This is a genomic window from Streptomyces sp. NPDC051578 (genome assembly GCF_044454045.1).
Classification (GTDB): Bacteria; Actinomycetota; Actinomycetes; order Streptomycetales; family Streptomycetaceae; genus Streptomyces.
Genome location: NZ_JBITDH010000002.1, coordinates 558,345 through 575,250, shown reverse-complemented (window position 1 = coordinate 575,250; position 16,906 = coordinate 558,345). Strand labels below are relative to the sequence as shown.

The following is a 16,906-nucleotide window of genomic DNA, read 5'->3' as shown; positions in this document are numbered from 1 at the left end:
ATCCCTGTTCGCCCGCCGCCCCGCCCGAAGGTCGCCCATGTCCCTCTCCCTGCGTGCGCGCGCGAGGCGCCGCGTCCGTCCGCCCGCCGCGGTGCTCCGCGCGATCCGGCTGAACAACGGGTTCCAGCTGTTGTTCAACCTGCTCTGGTGGATGCCGGTCTTCTACCAGTACCAGAAGCAGGCAGGCCTGTCGGACAGCCAGATCTTCGGCATCCAGAGCGTCTACTACGTGGCGTTCTGCCTGCTGGAGATACCCACCGGTTTCATCGCCGACCGCATCGGTCAACGCCGCTGCATGCAGCTCGGGGCGGCGGTGATGACCGCGGCGAACCTCCTCCCGGTCTTCTCGCCGTCCTTCGCGGGCTTCATGGCGCACTTCCTGGCCATCGCCGCGGCCCGCTCGCTGGTGTCCGGGGCCTCCAGCGCCTACCTGTACGAGTACCTGCACGAGCACGGCGGCCACGCCCACTACGTACAGGCCGAGGGCACCGCCCGGGCACTCGGCCTCTGGGCGAAGATCACCTGCTGGCCCCTGGTCGGCGTCCTGATGCACGTGCGGCACGAAGCGCCCTACGTGCTGACCGCGCTGTCCGCGCTCGGTTCGCTGGCCTGCGCCGCGGCCCTCCCGGCGATCGCGGTGCCCCCCTTCGGGGACACCCGCCCGGCCGCGGAGCGCGTCGGGCTCCTGGACTCCGCCCGCCAGGCCGTGAAGGTGCTCGGAACGTCACGGTCCCTGGGGCCGTTGATGGTGCAGGGCGTGGCCGTGTTCACCCTCGCCCGCATCTGCCAGGTCAACCTGTTCCAGCCGCTGCTCCTCGAGAAGAACCTCCCCGTCGCCGATCACGGTGCCGTGCTGTCGGCGATGACGGTCGCCGAGGCCGTCGGGTCGGCGAGGACGGGCTGGCTGCGCAGCAGACTGTCCGACACCACCGTGGTGACCGTCCTCAGCGTGGTCATGGCACTCACGCTCGCCGCCACCACGCTGTCGGGGAGCCTGGGCACGATCCTTTGGCTGTGCGTGTTCGCCGCGGCGGCGGGCCTGGCGTACCCGGTGCAACGCAATCTGATCAACGCGGCCATCCCGCCGACCCCTTACCGGGCGACCCTGCTGTCGGTGGAGTCCATCATCGACCGCGGCGTGTGCGCGCTGGTGGCGCTGGCCGTCGGCGCCTACCTGGCGGCCGACCGCCTCGACGCCCTCCTCGTGCACGCGGCGGTGGGCACGTGCCTGCTGCTGCTCGTCGTCGGCGTCGTCCTGGGCCGGCTGCGCCGGGACGGACCACAGCCGGCCGGGCGGCCCTGACCCGGCCGAGTGCCGTGGTGGTCCGGGCCGTCAGGAGAGCTTGCCGCCGTAGTCCGGGAGTTTGAAGGTGCGCTCCGCGTGGCCGCCGACGAGGTCGCTCTCGTTGTTGCCGATGTTGGCGATGATCGTGTAGCCGCGGCCCTCTATCTCGGCGCGCTTGGCCGTCTTGTAGGCGCTGACCTCGCTGAACAGGTCGGGCAGGTCACGTACGTAGAGTCCCGACACCGGGTAGCCGACCGAGGTCAGGTTGCGTTCGGTGAGCGAATACAGGATCCCGGGGCGGGCGGTGACGAAGAAGACGGCGGCTCCGCGCGCGTTGGCGTACCGGGTCAGGTCCAGGACGGGGGCGATCGCCGGCGTGGGGTTGGTCCAGAACCAGTGGAAGTCGGTCTCCAGCGAGGAGTTGTCGATGTCGAGGACGATGGCGGGCTTCTCACCGGCGGGGGAGGATGCCAGGCGCTGCTCCACGTAGGGGCGGGCGGCGCCGACCACGGCGGCGACATCACGCTGCCAGGCGGTGTAGTCGATGCCGAGGATGGCGGCGTTCCCGCCGGGCGCCCAGGTGGTGACGGCGGCCGGCGCGGGTGCCGGCACGGACGCGGGCGCCGTGGTGACCGCGTGGGCGGCGGTGGTCGGCACCAGGGCCAGCACGACCGCGGCGGCGGCGGTGCCCATGACGGTGCGGGTGGTGCGGGTGCGGGCTCTGCGCATGGGTGTCACAGGTCACTCACTCCTGGCGGGGGATGGCATGTACGCGAAAAGAATCAGACAGATCTCCGCGGATATCTACTGGTCGGTAGGTAATTTCTGGCGAACGACGGGTGGAGCCCAGGGGGCTCGGTGTGCGGTGCGGGGGCCGTCGGCGTACTCAGCGCGCCACGCGGTAGCGGAGGTAGACCACGCGCGAGGTGAACGTCCGGGACTCGACCAGTTCGAGATCCACCCGCCGCTCCTGCCGGGGAAAGTACGGAACGCCTCCGCCCACCAGCACCGGGTACACCCTGGCCCGGTACTCGTCGACCAGACCCGACGCGGCCGCCTCGGCGGCGAGAGCCGCACCGCCGATCGCGATGTCGCCCTCCCCCGGCTCGGCCCGCAATCGCTCGATCTCCTGCGCCAAACCGCCCGGGAGCAGGCGGGCGTTGCCCTGCACCGCCGACAGCGTGGTGGAGAACACCACCTTCGGCAGACACTTCCAGAGCGCGGCCCATTCGAGCATCGCATCGTCGAGCGACGGATTTTGGTCGGCGGTCTTCCAGTACAGCATCGTCTCGTACAGCCGTCGCCCCATCAGGTGGACACCGACCTGTCGGATCTCGTCGGTGACGAAGCGGAAGACCTCCTCGTCGGGAGCCGTCCAGTCGAAGCCACCGTCCGGCCCGACGATGTAACCGTCGAGTGAGACACCCATCGAATACGTCACGCTGCGCATCAGGAACCCTCCTGGGAACGGGGTTCGACAGTACGACCGCCGGGGCGGCTTCGACGGGGCAGCGGGACATGACGCGCGGGTCATCCTGCGGGAGGCCGCGTCGCACGGACAGACGGAACTGCCGCGCGGTGGAGCGGGGGCCGGCTGCGGCAGTGACGCGGCCGGCCCCCGACGACGCCGGGTCAGCTCGCGGAGCCGGCGCGGCGCATCCGTGCGGCGAGCAGGAGGCCCGCGCCGGCGACCAGGGCCGCGCCTGCACCGCCCGCGATCAGGGCCGGGTCACCCGCGCCGGTGGAGGCGAGGGGGGAACCGCTGCCGCCTTGGGGAGCAACGGTGTTGCCGCCGGTCCCGGTGCCCGTGCCCGTGCCCGTGCCGGAGCCCGTGCCCGTGCCGGAGCCCGTGCCCGCGCCCGTGCCGCTGTTGTCGTGGGTCTGCTGGTCCTTGCCCTTGCCGTTCTCCTGCTGGGTCTTCTTGTCCTTGGCGCGCGCTTCGTACTGGCCCGTCTTCAGGAACTCGCTGCGGTCGGCGGCGCTGCCCGCCAGCGCGGCACGGCCGGCCTTGACCAGCTCCGGGCCGCCACCGTCGATGATCTTGGCGATCGCGACCCGGTTGTCCTGGTCGCGCAGCTCGTACTGGGTCACTTCCAGGAAGTGGCGCAGCTCCGCCGGCGTCGGGGAGGTTCTGAGGAGCTTGCTGATCGCCTCGCTCAGGATGGGGCCGTCCCAGCCTTCGTCGATGCGGGCGAGCTCGACCCGGTCGTCTTCGGCCTGCGCGAGATAGCGTCCCGTCTGGAGGAAGGCGACGCGGTCGGCGTAAGTGCCCTTGAGCGCCTTCTTGCCGGCCTCCTTCACGCCGGGTCCGCCGGTGCCGATCAGCCTGGAGATCTCGACCTTGTTGTCGTCGTCGCGCAATTCGTACTGGGTGACTTCGTAGAAGTGGCGCAGCTGCTCCAGAGTGGCCTTGTCGCTCCGGAAGAGCTGGTTGATGCCCTCCTTCAGGCCTGGGCCCGCACCGTTGAGGAGCCTGGTGATCAACACCCGGTAGTCGTCGAGGCGGATCACGTGCTGGTCCGTCTCGATGAACTTGCGCATGGCCGCGGGGCCGTCGGCTATGGCCTTGCGGCCTGCTTCCTTCATGTACTCGCTGGCCATCGGGTCGGCGATGATCGCGAGGATGGTCTTGCGGTCCTGCTCCGCACGGTCCTTGCCGGTCTCGTCCGGGGCCGCCTGGTCAGGAGCGGTCGGGGACGTGGGATGGGTGGACGCGGCAGTCTCCGAGCCGGCGGCGAGCGCCGGTGACGCGATGAGGACGGCCGGAGCAAGAGCGGCAGTGGTGACCGCTGCGGCGATCCGGGACAACTTCACAGAAAACCCCCTGGAAAATGTTGCTTACGGGGACAAGACCCACCAGCCTCACCCATGGTTGTACGGCACATCGAGAACGGGCAGGAGCGAGCCGGCCGACCCGGGCCGTCGGCCGACGGGGCTCCCTTGCCGGATCCGCCGTCCGTGCCGGAGAGTCCCCGTAGGACCGGCCCGGCCGGTCTCGGCAGGGAGCCGGGCACGGGGATCGGCAGCAGAGGGAGCAGTCATGCAGGGCGGTACGGTCGCTGTGATCGGTGGAAGCATTGCCGGATGTGCGTTCGCCTCGGCGGCGGCACGCGCCGGGGCGGACGAGGTGGTGGTGCTGGAGCGGACCCGCGGCCGGCTCGCCGACCGGGGACTGGGACTGTGCGTCCACGACGAACGGGCCGCCGAACTCGCGGCGACCGGCGCCCTGCCGGCGGGCATCGCCGCCCACCGGCTGACCCGGCGCCGGTGGGTGGTCCGCGACGCCGCCGCCGGGCCGGCCGGGCGGATGTTCTGGGAGCAGCCGTTCCCCTTCCACTCGTACCACTGGGGAATGCTGTGGAGCGGGTTGCGGGAGGCGATGCCCGCGTCGGTGGCCTACCGCCAGGGCGTGGCGGTGACCGGCGTGAGCGCCGATGGGGGCCGGGCGCGGGTAGGGCTCGCGGGCGGGGCCGCCGAACAGTACGACCTGGCGGTCGGCGCCGACGGGTACCGCTCGGTGGTGCGGGAGACGGTCTGCCGCACCTCGCGCCCCGAGTACGCCGGATACGTCTGCTGGCGCGGGAACTTCGACGCCCGGCGGCTGGTGGAGACCGGCGAGGCGCACTGGCCGCGCGACGCCGTGACCACCGTGTGCTTCGAGGGCGGCAGCTGTGTCGTGTACCGCATCCCCGGCCCGGACGGCCTCCGGGTGAACTGGGTCCTGTACGCGGCGCCCCCGAAGAGCGGCCGGCTGCGGCTGGACGACCCCACCAGCTTCCCGCCCGGGCAGGTCACCGACGAACTCGCCGCCGCTCTGGCCGAGTTGCTGGAGCGCGGCTTTCCACCGTACTGGGCCCGCGTCATCTCGCTGACGGACGCCGAGCACACCTACGTCCAGCCGATCTACGACCTGGCGAGCGAGCACACCACCGCCGGCCGCTTCCTGCTGGCGGGTGACGCGGCGGTCGTGGCGCGCCCGCACACCACCAGCGGGGCGGCCAAGGCCCTCCAGGACGCCAGCGCCTTCGAGACCGCCTGGCGCCGGTCGGCCTCCTGGGACGAGCTGCTGCACTCCTACCGCGCCGCACGGTGGGCCGCGGGCCGCGAACTCGTCGCCCTGGCCCGCAGGCTCGGCCGGGCCCAGGTGGAGCGGACGCCCGCCTGGGCCGTGATGGACGCCCGTGGGGCGCAGGCGTGGTGGCGGGACCAGCTCGCGGACGCGGCGGACATCGGCGGCCAGGCCATGGCCGCCCCCAAGCCGCCCGCGGGCTGATCCCGGACCTCATTGCGGCCGTTCCAGCTGACGGCCCATGTCGAGCAGGTGATGGCGCAGCTCGTGCAGGGTGTGCACGGCGACCCAGCGCAGTGAGCGTTCCTCCGGTTCGGGATAGGAGTACACCAGCGTCCGCTCCCAGTCGGCTGGAGACAGCCGGTCGAGTACATCGGTGAACATGAGCGCCGCGTCCTGGAGCTGCCGCGCCACATCGGCGGGTTGCTGCCGGGCGTATCCGTCGTGCTCCACCCGCTCGTCGCGTCCCATCGGCGAGGCGACCGGCGTGTCCAGGCGCCGTGCGGCCAGCACCCGCTCCCGTTGGACGAGCAGCACATCACGTACGTGGCAGGCGTATTCGAGAGGCGACCACACCTGGGGCGAAGCGCGCCGCCGCAGCTGCGAGGGCTCGGCGCCGAGCAGGTCCGCGTACGCGCGCGCGTGGTCCCTGGTGAGCGTGGCGACCCCGGGAGCCAGGGAGAGGTCATAGGAGAAACCGCATGCTTCGCAATCCGTCATGCAGTCACGTTTACAACCGTCCTCAACGCGTTGTCGAGCCGCTCGCCTCGTCGCCCTGGGGGGAACGCCAGGTCGGATTCCCGCCAGCGCGCCGAGGACACCTCCCCGTTTCATTGAACAAGCAACCAATGAGGAGGGCTCATGAATGGCAAGACGGTGCTGGTGACGGGTGGCAGCCGGGGAATCGGTGCGGCGACCGCTCTGGCGATGGCCGAGGCGGGAGCCGATGTGGCCATCACCTATACGGCACAGGAGGCGGCGGCCGGTGAAGTGGTCCGCAAGATCGAGGCGTTCGGTCGCCGCGGCTTCGCGGTGAAGGCGGACGCGGCCGACGTCGGCGACGCGGCCGGGGTCGTGGACTGGGCGGCGGACGCACTCGGCCGGCTCGACGTGCTGGTCAACAACGCGGGTGTGGGCGTCCTCGGTCCACTGGCCGAGCTCACCCTGGCCGATGTCGACCGCGTGCTCGCGGTCAACGTACGGGGCGTCTTCCTCGCCTCCCAGGCGGCAGCGGGCCGCATGGGTGAAGGAGGCAGGATCATCACCATCGGCTCCTGCGTGACCCAGCGGGTGCCGGGCCCAGGGGCAACCCTCTACGCGATGAGCAAGTCCGCGCTGACCGGACTCACCAAGGCCCTCGCCCGCGAGGTCGGAGGGCGGGGCATCACCGCCAACATCGTCCATCCGGGGCCGGTGGACACCGACATGAACCCGGCGGACGGCCCCCACGCGGACCCCCAGGCCGCGGCAACGGCTCTGGGTCGGTTCGGCCGTCCGCAGGAAGTCGCCGACACCGTCGTCTTCCTCGCCGGAAACGGGGCCGCCTACATCACCGGCGTCGAATTCTCCGTCGACGGCGGCTTTGCGGCCTGAACTGGCTGACCGGGCCTGACCGGGCCTGCTCATCCTGGCCGGGCCTGCTCAGGCCTGAGCAGGCTCAAGCAACCGACCGGGCCCTGCCAGTGGCAGGGCCCGGTCCCGCCGGAGAAGCGCCGACGGGTGTACGGCGCCCGCTACACCGCCGGGTCAGACGGTCCGGCCGGTGACGTGGCCGCCGTCCACACGCAGGGCGTGGCCCGTGACGAAGGCCGCGCCCGCCAGGTACAGCACGGCCTCGGCGATCTCCGACGTCTCGCCGACCCGGTCGAGGAGGGCGAGTCCGCCGAAGGAATCCACGTCGGAGCCCTCGTGCAGCGGGGTGCGGATGATCCCGGGTGCCACGAGGTTGACGCGGATGCGGTCGGCGGCCAGCTCCGCAGCCAGGCTCGTGGTCAGCCCGTGCACACCGGCCTTGCTGACCACCGGCCCGGTCGCCGGGAAGCCGGCCAGCCCGTGGTCCACCAGGACGGTGCCGATGTTGACGATGCTGCCGCCCTCGCCCTGCGCGCGCAGGGCCCGCACCACGGCCTGGGTGGTGAGGTAAGTGCCCTTGAGGTTGCCCGTCAGGAAGCCGTCGAGCTCGTCCTCGGTGACCTCGGTGAAGGCGGTGGACGCGAAGGTCCCCGCGTTGTTGACCAGCACGTCGATACGGCCGAAGCGCTCCAGTGCCGTACGGACGAGGGCTTCACCGGTCCCCCGGTCGGCGATGCTGCCCGCGGCCCACGCGGTCCGCTCCGGATGGCCGAGACCGGCGGCGGCCTTGGCGAGGCGGTCGGCATACCGGCCGTTGAGGACGACGTTCGCGCCGCTCGCCAGGAAGGCCCGGGCGATGTCCAGGCCGATGCCGCTGGAGGATCCGGTGATGAGAGCAGTGGTCATGGCAAGTGCCTTTCGGGGTGGATCTGCTGGCCGCCGGATCGGTTCGCCCGGTCGGCACCACGAAGCTATGGGCCCTCAACCCATAACGCCACGACGGAATTTGGAGCATGTGATAATCCAGCGTTATGGATGTGGACCTGCGTGACCTGGAGCTCCTCGACGCCACTGCCGAGGCCGGCTCGCTGACTGCCGCCGCCGAGCGGCTCTACGTGAGCCAGCCGGCCCTCAGTCAGCGGCTGACCCGGCTCGAAGCCCGCCTCGGCATGCCGCTGTTCGACCGCCAGGGCCGGCGGCTGGTGCCGAACGCCGCGGGCCGCCGACTGCTCGTAGCCGCCCGGCACGTCCTCGGTGAGCTGGAGTCGGCCACCCGCGACCTGCGGGAGATCCGCGACGGCCGCGACCGGCGGGTCCGCTTCACCGCGCAGTGCAGCACCACCTTCCCGTGGCTGCCACCGGTGCTGCGGGCGTTTCGTGAGCGCGAGCCGGGCATCGACGTGCGCATCGAGACCGTCGCCGACGACGCGCCGGTCCCGGCGCTCCTCGCCGACCTCGTGGACGTCGCGCTCGTCACCCAGCCCGACGCGCAGATGGACCGGGTGTCCCTGACCCGGCTCTTCGACGACGAGATGCTGGCCGTGGTGCCCGCCGGGCACGCCTGGGCCGGCCGCAAGCACCTGACCGCCCGCGACTTCGACGGGGCCGACCTGGTCCTCTACGACTTCTACGACCAAAAGCGCATCCCGTCGTTGCCGCTGCCGATCCCCGCCGGGGCCCGGCCCGGTCGGATCACCACCATGCCCGTGGTGACCGACCTGGTCATCGAGATGGTGGCCGGCGGCCAGGGCGTGACGGTCCTGCCCAACTGGGTGGCCGCCCCCTACGCGGCCTCGCACGGCCTTGCCCTGGTGCAGATCGGCGCGAAGCCGCTGACCCGCACCTGGTTCTGCGCCACCCGGACCGGCGCACTCCCGCCCCACGTCGAGGTGTTCGTGGAGGAGCTGGTGGGCCGCCTCGGAGTCCCCCGGGCGGCCCGGTGAGCAGCGGACGCGCCCACGCGTGGACGGCGGGGCTGCGCACCTTCGTCGCTGTGGTGTGCCTTCCGGCGGCCGCCGCAGCCACCCTCTCTCCGCGGGGCCGAGCCCGGGACACGCGAGCCGGCTCGTCGCGATCAGCCGCCTCCGGGGGTGGGACCGCCGCGGTCGTTGTCCTCGAACAGTTCCCGGGTGCGGCGCAGGAGGGCTTCCCGCACACCGTCCGGTGACAGGACCCGCAGGGGTGTGGCCAGGCCGAGGAGGTACCTGGCGAGACCGTCCGCGTCGGGGCCGCCGATGTCGACGACCGTGGCGTCCGGGCCGTCCGGGCGGTGGGAACCGACCGTCGCCGGGATCAGCCGGAGCGCCTGCTCCAAGGGCAGGGGCAGGCGGATCGTCACGTAGAGCGGGTAGGCGCCGGCCGCGATGGAGCGGGATACGAGCAGAGCCGGATCGGGCGGGTCGCCGAGTTCCACGGGGCGTCCGGTCGGCTGTATCCGGCCGACCCGGTCGGCGCGGAAGGTACGCCATTCGTTCCGCGTCACGTCCCGGGCGACGAAGTACCAACGGCGTCCCGTGTGCACGAGGCGGTACGGGTCGACGTCCCGGACCGTGTCCTTGCCTTCCCGGTCACGGTACGACAGGCGGCTGCGCTCGCCCCGGCGGCACGCGGCGGCCAGTTCCAGCAGCGTGCCGGGAGCGATCTGCGGTTCGTCGGGCCTCACGGTGTGGACGAAGGCGGCGTCCATCTCGCCCAGCCGGTCCGCGATCCGGCGCGGCAGGACCTGACGGAGTTTCAGCAGGGCGGACAGAGCGGCCTGGTCTCCGCCGAGGACTCCGCTGAGCGCGGCCTCGCGCAGCCCGACGGCCACGGCGAGTGCCTCTTCGTCATCGAGGACCAACGGCGGCACCCGGGCTCCGGGGCGCAGGCGGTAGCCGCCCCACGGCCCGGGGTCGGACTCGACGCCGTAGCCGAGTTCTCGCAGCCGTGCGACGTCACGCCGCACCGTGCGCTCGGTGACCGCCATCTTGTCGGCCAGCTCGCCACAGGTCCACGACGGCCGCGCGGACAGCAGCGAGACCAGTCGCAGCAGGCGGGCGGATGTGCTGATCACCTCAGAAGTGTCCCGCACGACCAGGACCGTATCTGTCCTGGTCCCGTCATAGCGTCCTCGTATGAGCACTGAACACGCCTCGGACACGTCCGCACCCGCGATCCGCTACGCGGCCGTCACGTTCGACTGCCCGGACCCCGCCGAACTGGCCCGCTTCTACGGCGACGCCCTCGGCCTGCCCGTCGCCTACTCCACTGACGACTTCGTCCTGCTCGGCCGGGAGGGCTCGGCCGGGCTGGGGTTCAACCGGCTGGCCGACTACCGACGTCCCACCTGGCCGGACCCCTCGCAGGAGAAGCAGGCGCACATCGAACTGGGCGTCGACGACTTGGACGTCGCCCAGGCCCGGCTGCTCGCCCTGGGGGCCGTCGAGCCCTCCGTCCAGCCGGAGCCCGACCGGTGGCGGGTCCTGCTGGACCCGGCGGGCCACCCGTTCTGCATCACCACCCTGGTCTGAGCGACCGGGAGGCCGAGCGGCCGCGGGGACTTCCCCGCGGCCCCGGCCGCCCCCCCCGGTCCGCGATCACCTGACGGACCATCATGAACATGTGACAGCAGGCCTCTTGAGCCGCCCCTTGGCCACTGCTGCCGGCATACGTGCGTGCACATGATCGGTTGACATGGAGTGCACTCCAACACCTAGCGTCTGGGGCAGATGGAACCGAACCCAGGAGGCAGCATCATGACCGACGTCCCCACCCGGCACATAGGCGGCCTGGCGGTCTCCGCACAAGGCCTGGGGTGCATGGGCATGAGCCACGGTTACGGCGCCTCGGACGACGCGCAGTCGATCGCGACGCTGCACCACGCCCTCGACCTCGGTGTGACCTTGCTGGACACCGCCGACTTCTACGGCGCCGGGCACAACGAGGAACTGATCGGACGGGCCGTCGCCGGCCGCCGCGACGAGGTGGTACTGGCGACCAAGTTCGGCTTCGCCAACCGCTTGGGCGAGCCGGTCCGGCTCCGCGGTGACGCCGCCTACGTACGGCAGGCGTGCGAGGCGTCGCTGCGCCGGCTGGGCGTCGACCACATCGACCTCTACTACCAGCACCGGGTCGATCCGCAGGTCCCGATCGAGGAGACCGTCGGCGCGATGGCCGAGCTGGTGCAGGCCGGAAAGGTCCGCCACCTCGGGCTGTCGGAGGCCGGCGCGGACACCATCCGGCGGGCGCACGCGGTGCACCCGATCGCCGCGCTGCAGAGCGAGTGGTCGCTGTGGACCCGGGACCTGGAGGCGGAGATCGCCCCGGTCTGCCGCGAGCTCGGCATCGGGCTGGTCCCGTTCTCTCCGCTCGGGCGCGGCTTCCTGACCGGCCGGTACGGCTCGGTGGAGGGGCTGGCCGAGACCGACCTCCGGCGCAGCCAGCCGCGCTTCGCCGACGGCAACCTCGAACGGAACCTGGCGATCGTCGCGAAGCTGGAAGAGCTGGCCGCCGCCAAGGGCATCACCACCGGCCAGCTCGCCTTGGCCTGGGTGCAGCACCGGGGCACCGACGTGGTGCCGATCCCCGGTACCCGACGGCAGCGCTACCTGGAGGAGAACCTCGCGGCCCTGGCCGTCGACCTGGCCCCCGAGGACCTCGCCGCCATCGAGGCCGCCGCCCCGCCCGAGCAGGTCGCGGGCACCCGCTACGACGCGGCCAACCTCGCCTTCGTCAACGGCTGAGCCCGCCGCTGCCCACCGCTCCGGTCCGTGGCGCCGCCCACCGGCGCAGCGCTGTCGCAACCCCGCCCCGGCGGGCGCGCACGGCGGCCGTGACGCATCTCACCTCCGGCCGCCTGCCCCGGCCGTCCGCCCCTGGGCGGGCCGGGACGGGGGCCGAGCGGGCCGCTCCCGCGGCCGCTCGGGCGAGGAAGGGGCCCGAACGGATGACCTAGCCTGGATCGGTAGCCAAGTGAGGGCGGGGGCCGAGCGCAAGGGAAGGGCGCGTCCATGGGCACCACCAGCAGTTCCGTACGTCGTCGGCGGGCCGGTGCCGCGGTGGCGACGGCCGTCGTCGGCCTCCTGATGACGGCGGTCGCACCGGCCCTGGCCGCCTCGGACGGCTCCGCCGGCCGGCACCGGGTCGGGCACCCCGCGGAACCGGCCGGGAGCGCCTCCCGGATCCCGATGGGGATCTCCCGCCTGGCCCAGGGCCCGGGGCGCGACGTCGCCATCACCATCGACGACGGCCCCGACCCCCGCTGGACCCCGAAGGTGCTCCAGGTACTGCGCGAGAACCACGTCAAGGCCACCTTCTGCATGATCGGCACCCGGGCGCAGAAGTACCCGGCACTGGTGCGCGCCGTCGCCGCGGACGGGCACCGGCTGTGCGACCACTCCGTCGACCACGACGAGACGATGGACCACAAGCCCGTGGCCTACCAGCGCCGGCAGATACTCGACGGCAAGGCCATGATCGAGGCGGCCGTACCGGGCGTCGCCGTCAACTACTACCGGGCGCCGGGTGGTGCCTTCACCCCCGACAGCCGGGCGATCGCCGCCGCGAGCGGGATGCGTCCCCTGGGGTGGAGCGTGGACCCCAAGGACTGGAGCCGTCCGGGCCTGCCGGCCATCGTGGCCGCAGTGGAGGACGAGCTGCCGCAGCAGCCGACGGTCCTGTTCCACGACGGGGGCGGCGACCGCAGCGAGACCGTCGCGGCGCTGGAGGAGTACCTGCCGTGGCTGGCCGCGCGGGGCTACACCTTCACGTTCCCGGCCCTTACCACTCCGTAGGACCTCCCGGGCGGGGCCGGCCATCACCGCTGTTCGAAGTGGTCGCGGAGCCAGGTGAGCAAGGCCGCGAACGCACGGGTCATGGCGGCGTCCGACTGCTTGAGGACCGTCGAACGTCCGCCGTCCTCCACCGTGATCGTGTAGCTCATGGCGTCCCTGGCGCGGCCGGGTCGCTCCACCTCGGGCGCCGGGAGGGCCGCGGCCACCAGCCGGGTCAGCTCGGCGGCCGCGTCATCGGGCAGGTGGTCCGTGTCGAGGACCTCGGGCGGACGGCGGAGGTTGCTCGCCGCCGCCAGCCCGCCGTGTGTCGCCAGGGACACCTTCATTGCCTGGTTCTCTTCAGTGCGGCCACGTCCTTGGCCAGCGCCGTCATCTTGGCGCCGAGCTCCCCGACCTGCGTGGTCAGAGCTGCCAGGCCGTCCTGGCGGCCCGCACCGCCGCTCCCGTTGCCCGCCGCGAGGCTCCGCGCCCGGGCGACCCCGGCCGGGACGCCGCTGATCTGTATCTCCACTTCCTGCCAGGCCGCCAGCACGGTCGACTGCTCGGCGCTGCCGGCGCCGAACAGCTCTCCGGCCTTCTGGAAGGTGGTGTCCGCGAACTCCTGGAACGTGGCCTCCTTGCCGGAGGCCCTGAGCGATTCGAACCAGATGCGTCCGGCCGTCTCCCAGGCGAATCCGCCGATGCCCACGGCCGTCAGGAAGAACGCCTTGTTGGGGATGCCGGAGTTGAGGTGCACCCCGCCGCAATCCCCGTCCTCGGTGTCGGGCAGGTGGATGAACTTGCTCATGCGGTCGGGCTGGGGGTCCCGGCCGAACAGCGCGTTGTCGTACGCGTGGCCCGGCGCCTTCATCGACCGCAGGGCGTCGGCGTCTATGCCCGGGGTCCACACGTCGGCCCCGATCAGCCAGTCCGCCTCCTCGGCCGACTGCTTGAGCGACCACTGCTTGACCAGCGACCCGAAGACGTCCGACATCGACTCGTTCAGGGCCCCCGGCTGGTTGTGGTATTCAAGTCCCGCGGTGTTCTCGGTGACTCCGTGCGTCAACTCGTGGCCGATGACGTCGAGGGATCCGGTGAGGTTGGCGAACATCTTCCCGTCACCGTCGCCGAAGACCATCTGCTGCCCGTCCCAAAACGCGTTGTTGAACCTCACACCGAAGTGGACGTATCCGTCCAGGCGCATCCCGCGGCCGTCGATGGAGTCGCGCTGGAAGACCTCCTTGTAGAAATCCCGTGTCAGGCCGAGTCCGTCGAACGCTCGGTCGATGAACTGGTCGGCGGACTGGGGTCCGTCTTCCGTCCTGGCCAGGACCGCGGACGGGAGGAAACTCCCCTGCTCGCAGTCGAAGACGGTACGCCGGCCGTTGCCGGGGGTGGCCAAGCCGGTGAAAGACTCCCGGACCGCTCGTTCTCCCCGCAGCCGGGCGGTGGTCAGCATGGTGCCCAGGGCGGCCCGGCGCACCTCGCTGTCGTCGCTCTCCAGGAGCCTCTTGAGCAGGTACGGGGGGATGATGCAGTTGAGTCGGGGGGTCCTGGTCATAGGACACCTCCCTGAGAAGAGGGCCAATGGTTGTGCATTCATCAACGTGCGGCGGTCCGCGGCGTTCAACCTGGCCGGCCGCGGCGTAGCCCGGGCCTGGCGAGAGGATCTCGCGGACGCAGCCGCGGGTGCGCGCCGAACGGCGCAGCGGTGCGTGGAGCGTTGGCGGCGACCAGCCGCATTGCCGGAGGCGGTGCCACGCCTGTGACTCCAGTGTCCGGCTGCCCGTAATGCCTGGCAAACGCAGGCCCGTGGGCTCCCCTGGGGGACCGGCGCGGCATCGAGGGGGGTCGGGGCGGATGACACGCCACCGGATGGCCCATCCCGGCCCTCGACGGCGTATCGGGTCATAACGTACGAATATGAAGAAGCGTCATATTCTCTACTGCGCGGGCGCCGCGGTGCTCTGCGCGACGGGGCTCGGCGCCGCGCCGGCGGCCGCAGGTCCGATGGTCCACGTCGTCCGTCCCGGGGACTCGGTCCAGCGGGCGGTGGACGCGGCGCGCCCGGGCGACACCGTCCTGCTCACCGAGGGCACGTACCGGGAGAGCGTACGGGTGACCACCTCCGGGCTCGTCCTGCGCGGCATGGGCCCCCGTACCGTCCTCACTCCGGCCGCCGGGAAGCCCGTCGGCGCCTGCGCCCAGGCCGGTAACGGCATCTGCGTCGAGGGCGCGGACGGCCGGCCCGTCGAACACACCACCATCGCCTCGCTCACCCTGTCCGGCTTCGCCAAGACCGGGCTCTGGGCCTCCCGGACCGACCGCCTGACCGTACGGAACGTCACCGCCGAGAAGAACGGGCAGTGGGGCATCGCCCAGGAGCGGTCCACGCGCGGGGTCCTCAAGGGCAACACCGCACGCGGCAACGGCGACGCGGGCCTGTTCCTCGCCAACACCGTCGCCACCGAGGCAGGGGCGCCGGACACCGGGGGGACGGTGGTGGAGCACAACCACGTCCGGGACAACCGCAACGGCATCACCGTGCGCCGCCTGCGCAACCTCAGCGTCGGACACAACGACATCACCGCGAACTGCGTCGGCGTGGTGGTCGTGGGCGACGAGAACTCCCCGCACGGCGGCCACCTGGCCGTGCACGACAACCGGGTCGTGGCGAACAACAAGTTCTGCCCGAAGACCGCCAGGCTGCCCTTCCTCCAGGGCTCCGGGATCGTGCTGACCGGCGTCGAGGAGACCGAGGTGACCGGGAACGAGGTCACGGACAACAAGGGCTCCTCCCCGATGTCCGGCGGCATCGTCCTCTTCAAGAGCTTCGTGGGCGCCAAGAACGAGCGGAACAAGGTCACCGACAACACGCTGCGGGGCAACGCCCCGGCGGACCTCGTCGACAGCAGCGTCGGCCGGGGCAACGTCTTCAAGAGCAACACCTGCGGGGCCTCGAAGCCCACGGGGCTGTGCTGACCTCCCGCCCGTCCGGCACCACCGAGAACAGGAAGGGCGGCATGACGACCGCACCCACCACCGACCCGACCACGAAGCCGGCGCCCCCTCCGTCCATGCGGCTGCGCGAGCTCGTCTTCGGGGCGGCGTGCACCGCCGCCCTCCGCGCTGCCGTCCGGCTCGGCGTACCCGACGCGCTCGGGGACAGCCCGATGAGCGCGGCGGACCTCGCCGCCGCGGTGAAGACCGAGCCCAAGGCGCTGCGGCGGCTGCTGCGGGCGCTGTCCTGCTACGGGGTCTTCGCCGAGGAGCCGGACGGCACGTTCGCACACACCGGCACGTCCCGGCTGCTGCGCGAGGACGACCCACACAGCCTGCGCGCCATCGCCCTGTGGTGCACGGAGCCCTGGACCTGGGCCGCCTGGCCGAAGCTGGACGAGGCGGTGCGCACCAACCACAACGTCGTCGAGGACCTCTTCGGCAAGGAGTTCTTCACGTACCTGAACGAGGACGCCCCCGAGTCGGCGGACGTCTTCAACCGGGCCATGACCACCTCCAGCAGGCAGTCCGCGCAGGACGTGGCGGAGTTCCTCGACCTGTCGGGAGCCTCGTCGGTCGCCGACGTCGGCGGTGGCCAGGGCTACGTGGTGGCGAGCCTGCTGGAGAAGTACCCGGCGATGCGCGGCACCCTGCTCGACCTGCCGCGCGTGGTCGACAACGCCGATCCCCGGCTGCGGCCGGGAGGGGCGCTGGCCGACCGGGTGCAGATCGTGCCGGGCGACTGCCGGGCGGAGATCCCCGTGCAGGCCGACGTGTACATCATCAAGAACATCCTGGAGTGGGACGACGTCAGCACCGCCCGCACCCTGCGCAACGTCATCGAGGCCGGCGGCCCCCGGGCGAGGGTCGTGGTGATCGAGAACCTGGTGGACGACACCCCGTCCATGCGGTTCAGCACCGGCATGGACCTGTTGCTGCTGCTCAACGTCGGAGGGGCCAAGCACACGACCGAGAGCATGGTCGGCAGGCTCACCGAGGCGGGCCTGGCCGTGAACGACATCCGTCCGGTCAACCCGTACCTGCACGCCTTCGACTGCACCGTGGCGGGCTGAGGGCGGCCGGCCGCCCGTACGCCGCCGGGGGGCCGGGGCGGGGGGGGGGGGGGCCCCCCCCCCCGGGCGGAATTGGGGGGGGAAAGTGCGGAAACGAACCGCGTGGCGGGACCCCACGGTGAAAGCCAGGCGGCAGGAGATCGACGCCGAGCCCCCC

Annotated in this window: 17 protein-coding genes; 9 read left to right on the top strand and 8 right to left on the bottom strand. The window is 71.8% G+C overall.

All coding sequences use genetic code 11. The features are described 5' to 3' along the window. Nucleotides 1–37: 37 nt before the first annotated feature. Nucleotides 38–1,303: an MFS transporter gene (locus ACIA6C_RS13680; protein WP_399275396.1), complete on the top strand. Its 1,266-nt coding sequence runs from the start codon at nucleotides 38–40 to the stop codon at nucleotides 1,301–1,303. A gap of 30 nt (nucleotides 1,304–1,333) precedes the next feature. Here ACIA6C_RS13680 and ACIA6C_RS13675 read toward each other — a convergent pair whose 3' ends face one another. The 3 genes from ACIA6C_RS13675 to ACIA6C_RS13665 form a co-directional block, all read right to left on the bottom strand. Continuing rightward, nucleotides 1,334–2,014: an HAD family acid phosphatase gene (locus ACIA6C_RS13675; protein WP_399276217.1), complete on the bottom strand. Its 681-nt coding sequence runs from the start codon at nucleotides 2,012–2,014 to the stop codon at nucleotides 1,334–1,336. A gap of 157 nt (nucleotides 2,015–2,171) precedes the next feature. Then, complete coding sequence (locus ACIA6C_RS13670) at nucleotides 2,172–2,735, bottom strand: dihydrofolate reductase family protein (RefSeq protein ID WP_399275394.1); 564 nt, start codon at nucleotides 2,733–2,735, stop codon at nucleotides 2,172–2,174. Between the two features lie 182 nt (nucleotides 2,736–2,917). Further along, nucleotides 2,918–4,099 (bottom strand): ALF repeat-containing protein, encoded by a 1,182-nt coding sequence (locus ACIA6C_RS13665; protein ID WP_399275392.1) that lies wholly within the window; start codon nucleotides 4,097–4,099, stop codon nucleotides 2,918–2,920. A gap of 226 nt (nucleotides 4,100–4,325) precedes the next feature. On the opposite strand from ACIA6C_RS13665, the gene ACIA6C_RS13660 reads away from it, so the two are divergent. Beyond that, on the top strand, nucleotides 4,326–5,558 hold the full coding sequence (locus ACIA6C_RS13660) for a monooxygenase (protein WP_399275391.1): 1,233 nt from the start codon (nucleotides 4,326–4,328) through the stop codon (nucleotides 5,556–5,558). A gap of 9 nt (nucleotides 5,559–5,567) precedes the next feature. On the opposite strand, the gene ACIA6C_RS13655 is transcribed toward ACIA6C_RS13660, so the two are convergent. Next, entirely contained in the window at nucleotides 5,568–6,074 is a 507-nt protein-coding gene (locus ACIA6C_RS13655; protein ID WP_399275389.1) for a DinB family protein, read from the bottom strand. A 141-nt stretch (nucleotides 6,075–6,215) separates the two neighbouring features. Here ACIA6C_RS13655 and ACIA6C_RS13650 point away from each other — a divergent pair, with 141 nt between their 5' ends. Continuing rightward, nucleotides 6,216–6,947 carry an SDR family oxidoreductase gene (locus ACIA6C_RS13650; RefSeq protein WP_399275387.1) on the top strand — a complete coding sequence of 244 codons (732 nt, stop codon included), beginning with the start codon at nucleotides 6,216–6,218 and terminating at the stop codon, nucleotides 6,945–6,947. Nucleotides 6,948–7,100: 153 nt separating this feature from the next. Here the strand turns inward: ACIA6C_RS13650 and ACIA6C_RS13645 are convergent, their stop codons facing one another. Continuing rightward, the gene (locus ACIA6C_RS13645; RefSeq protein WP_399275385.1) at nucleotides 7,101–7,832 is read right to left on the bottom strand and encodes an SDR family NAD(P)-dependent oxidoreductase; all 732 of its coding nucleotides are present in this window, start codon (nucleotides 7,830–7,832) and stop codon (nucleotides 7,101–7,103) included. Nucleotides 7,833–7,957: 125 nt separating this feature from the next. On the opposite strand from ACIA6C_RS13645, the gene ACIA6C_RS13640 reads away from it, so the two are divergent. Then, nucleotides 7,958–8,869, top strand: a complete 912-nt coding sequence (locus ACIA6C_RS13640) for a LysR family transcriptional regulator (RefSeq protein WP_399275383.1) — start codon at nucleotides 7,958–7,960, stop codon at nucleotides 8,867–8,869. 131 nt (nucleotides 8,870–9,000) lie between these two features. On the opposite strand, the gene ACIA6C_RS13635 is transcribed toward ACIA6C_RS13640, so the two are convergent. Then, the gene (locus tag ACIA6C_RS13635; RefSeq protein WP_399275381.1) at nucleotides 9,001–9,978 is read right to left on the bottom strand and encodes a helix-turn-helix transcriptional regulator; all 978 of its coding nucleotides are present in this window, start codon (nucleotides 9,976–9,978) and stop codon (nucleotides 9,001–9,003) included. 61 nt (nucleotides 9,979–10,039) lie between these two features. Here ACIA6C_RS13635 and ACIA6C_RS13630 point away from each other — a divergent pair, with 61 nt between their 5' ends. The 3 genes from ACIA6C_RS13630 to ACIA6C_RS13620 all read left to right on the top strand — a co-directional run bounded on the left by ACIA6C_RS13630 (nucleotide 10,040) and on the right by ACIA6C_RS13620 (nucleotide 12,697). After that, on the top strand, nucleotides 10,040–10,435 hold the full coding sequence (locus tag ACIA6C_RS13630) for a VOC family protein (protein ID WP_366079442.1): 396 nt from the start codon (nucleotides 10,040–10,042) through the stop codon (nucleotides 10,433–10,435). 225 nt (nucleotides 10,436–10,660) lie between these two features. Further along, nucleotides 10,661–11,647, top strand: coding sequence for an aldo/keto reductase (locus ACIA6C_RS13625; RefSeq protein WP_399275378.1), 987 nt, complete (start codon nucleotides 10,661–10,663; stop codon nucleotides 11,645–11,647). A 267-nt stretch (nucleotides 11,648–11,914) separates the two neighbouring features. Next, entirely contained in the window at nucleotides 11,915–12,697 is a 783-nt protein-coding gene (locus ACIA6C_RS13620; RefSeq protein ID WP_399275376.1) for a polysaccharide deacetylase family protein, read from the top strand. Nucleotides 12,698–12,720: 23 nt separating this feature from the next. Here the strand turns inward: ACIA6C_RS13620 and ACIA6C_RS13615 are convergent, their stop codons facing one another. Further along, entirely contained in the window at nucleotides 12,721–13,023 is a 303-nt protein-coding gene (locus ACIA6C_RS13615) for a protealysin inhibitor emfourin (RefSeq protein ID WP_399275374.1), read from the bottom strand. Next, complete coding sequence (locus ACIA6C_RS13610; protein ID WP_366079438.1) at nucleotides 13,020–14,237, bottom strand: M4 family metallopeptidase; 1,218 nt, start codon at nucleotides 14,235–14,237, stop codon at nucleotides 13,020–13,022. The genes ACIA6C_RS13615 and ACIA6C_RS13610 overlap by 4 nt, the downstream gene beginning before the upstream one ends. 362 nt (nucleotides 14,238–14,599) lie before the next feature. On the opposite strand from ACIA6C_RS13610, the gene ACIA6C_RS13605 reads away from it, so the two are divergent. Further along, nucleotides 14,600–15,658: a nitrous oxide reductase family maturation protein NosD gene (locus ACIA6C_RS13605; protein ID WP_399275371.1), complete on the top strand. Its 1,059-nt coding sequence runs from the start codon at nucleotides 14,600–14,602 to the stop codon at nucleotides 15,656–15,658. Between the two features lie 41 nt (nucleotides 15,659–15,699). After that, nucleotides 15,700–16,749 (top strand): methyltransferase, encoded by a 1,050-nt coding sequence (locus ACIA6C_RS13600; RefSeq protein ID WP_399275369.1) that lies wholly within the window; start codon nucleotides 15,700–15,702, stop codon nucleotides 16,747–16,749. The last annotated feature ends 157 nt before the right edge of the window (nucleotides 16,750–16,906 follow it).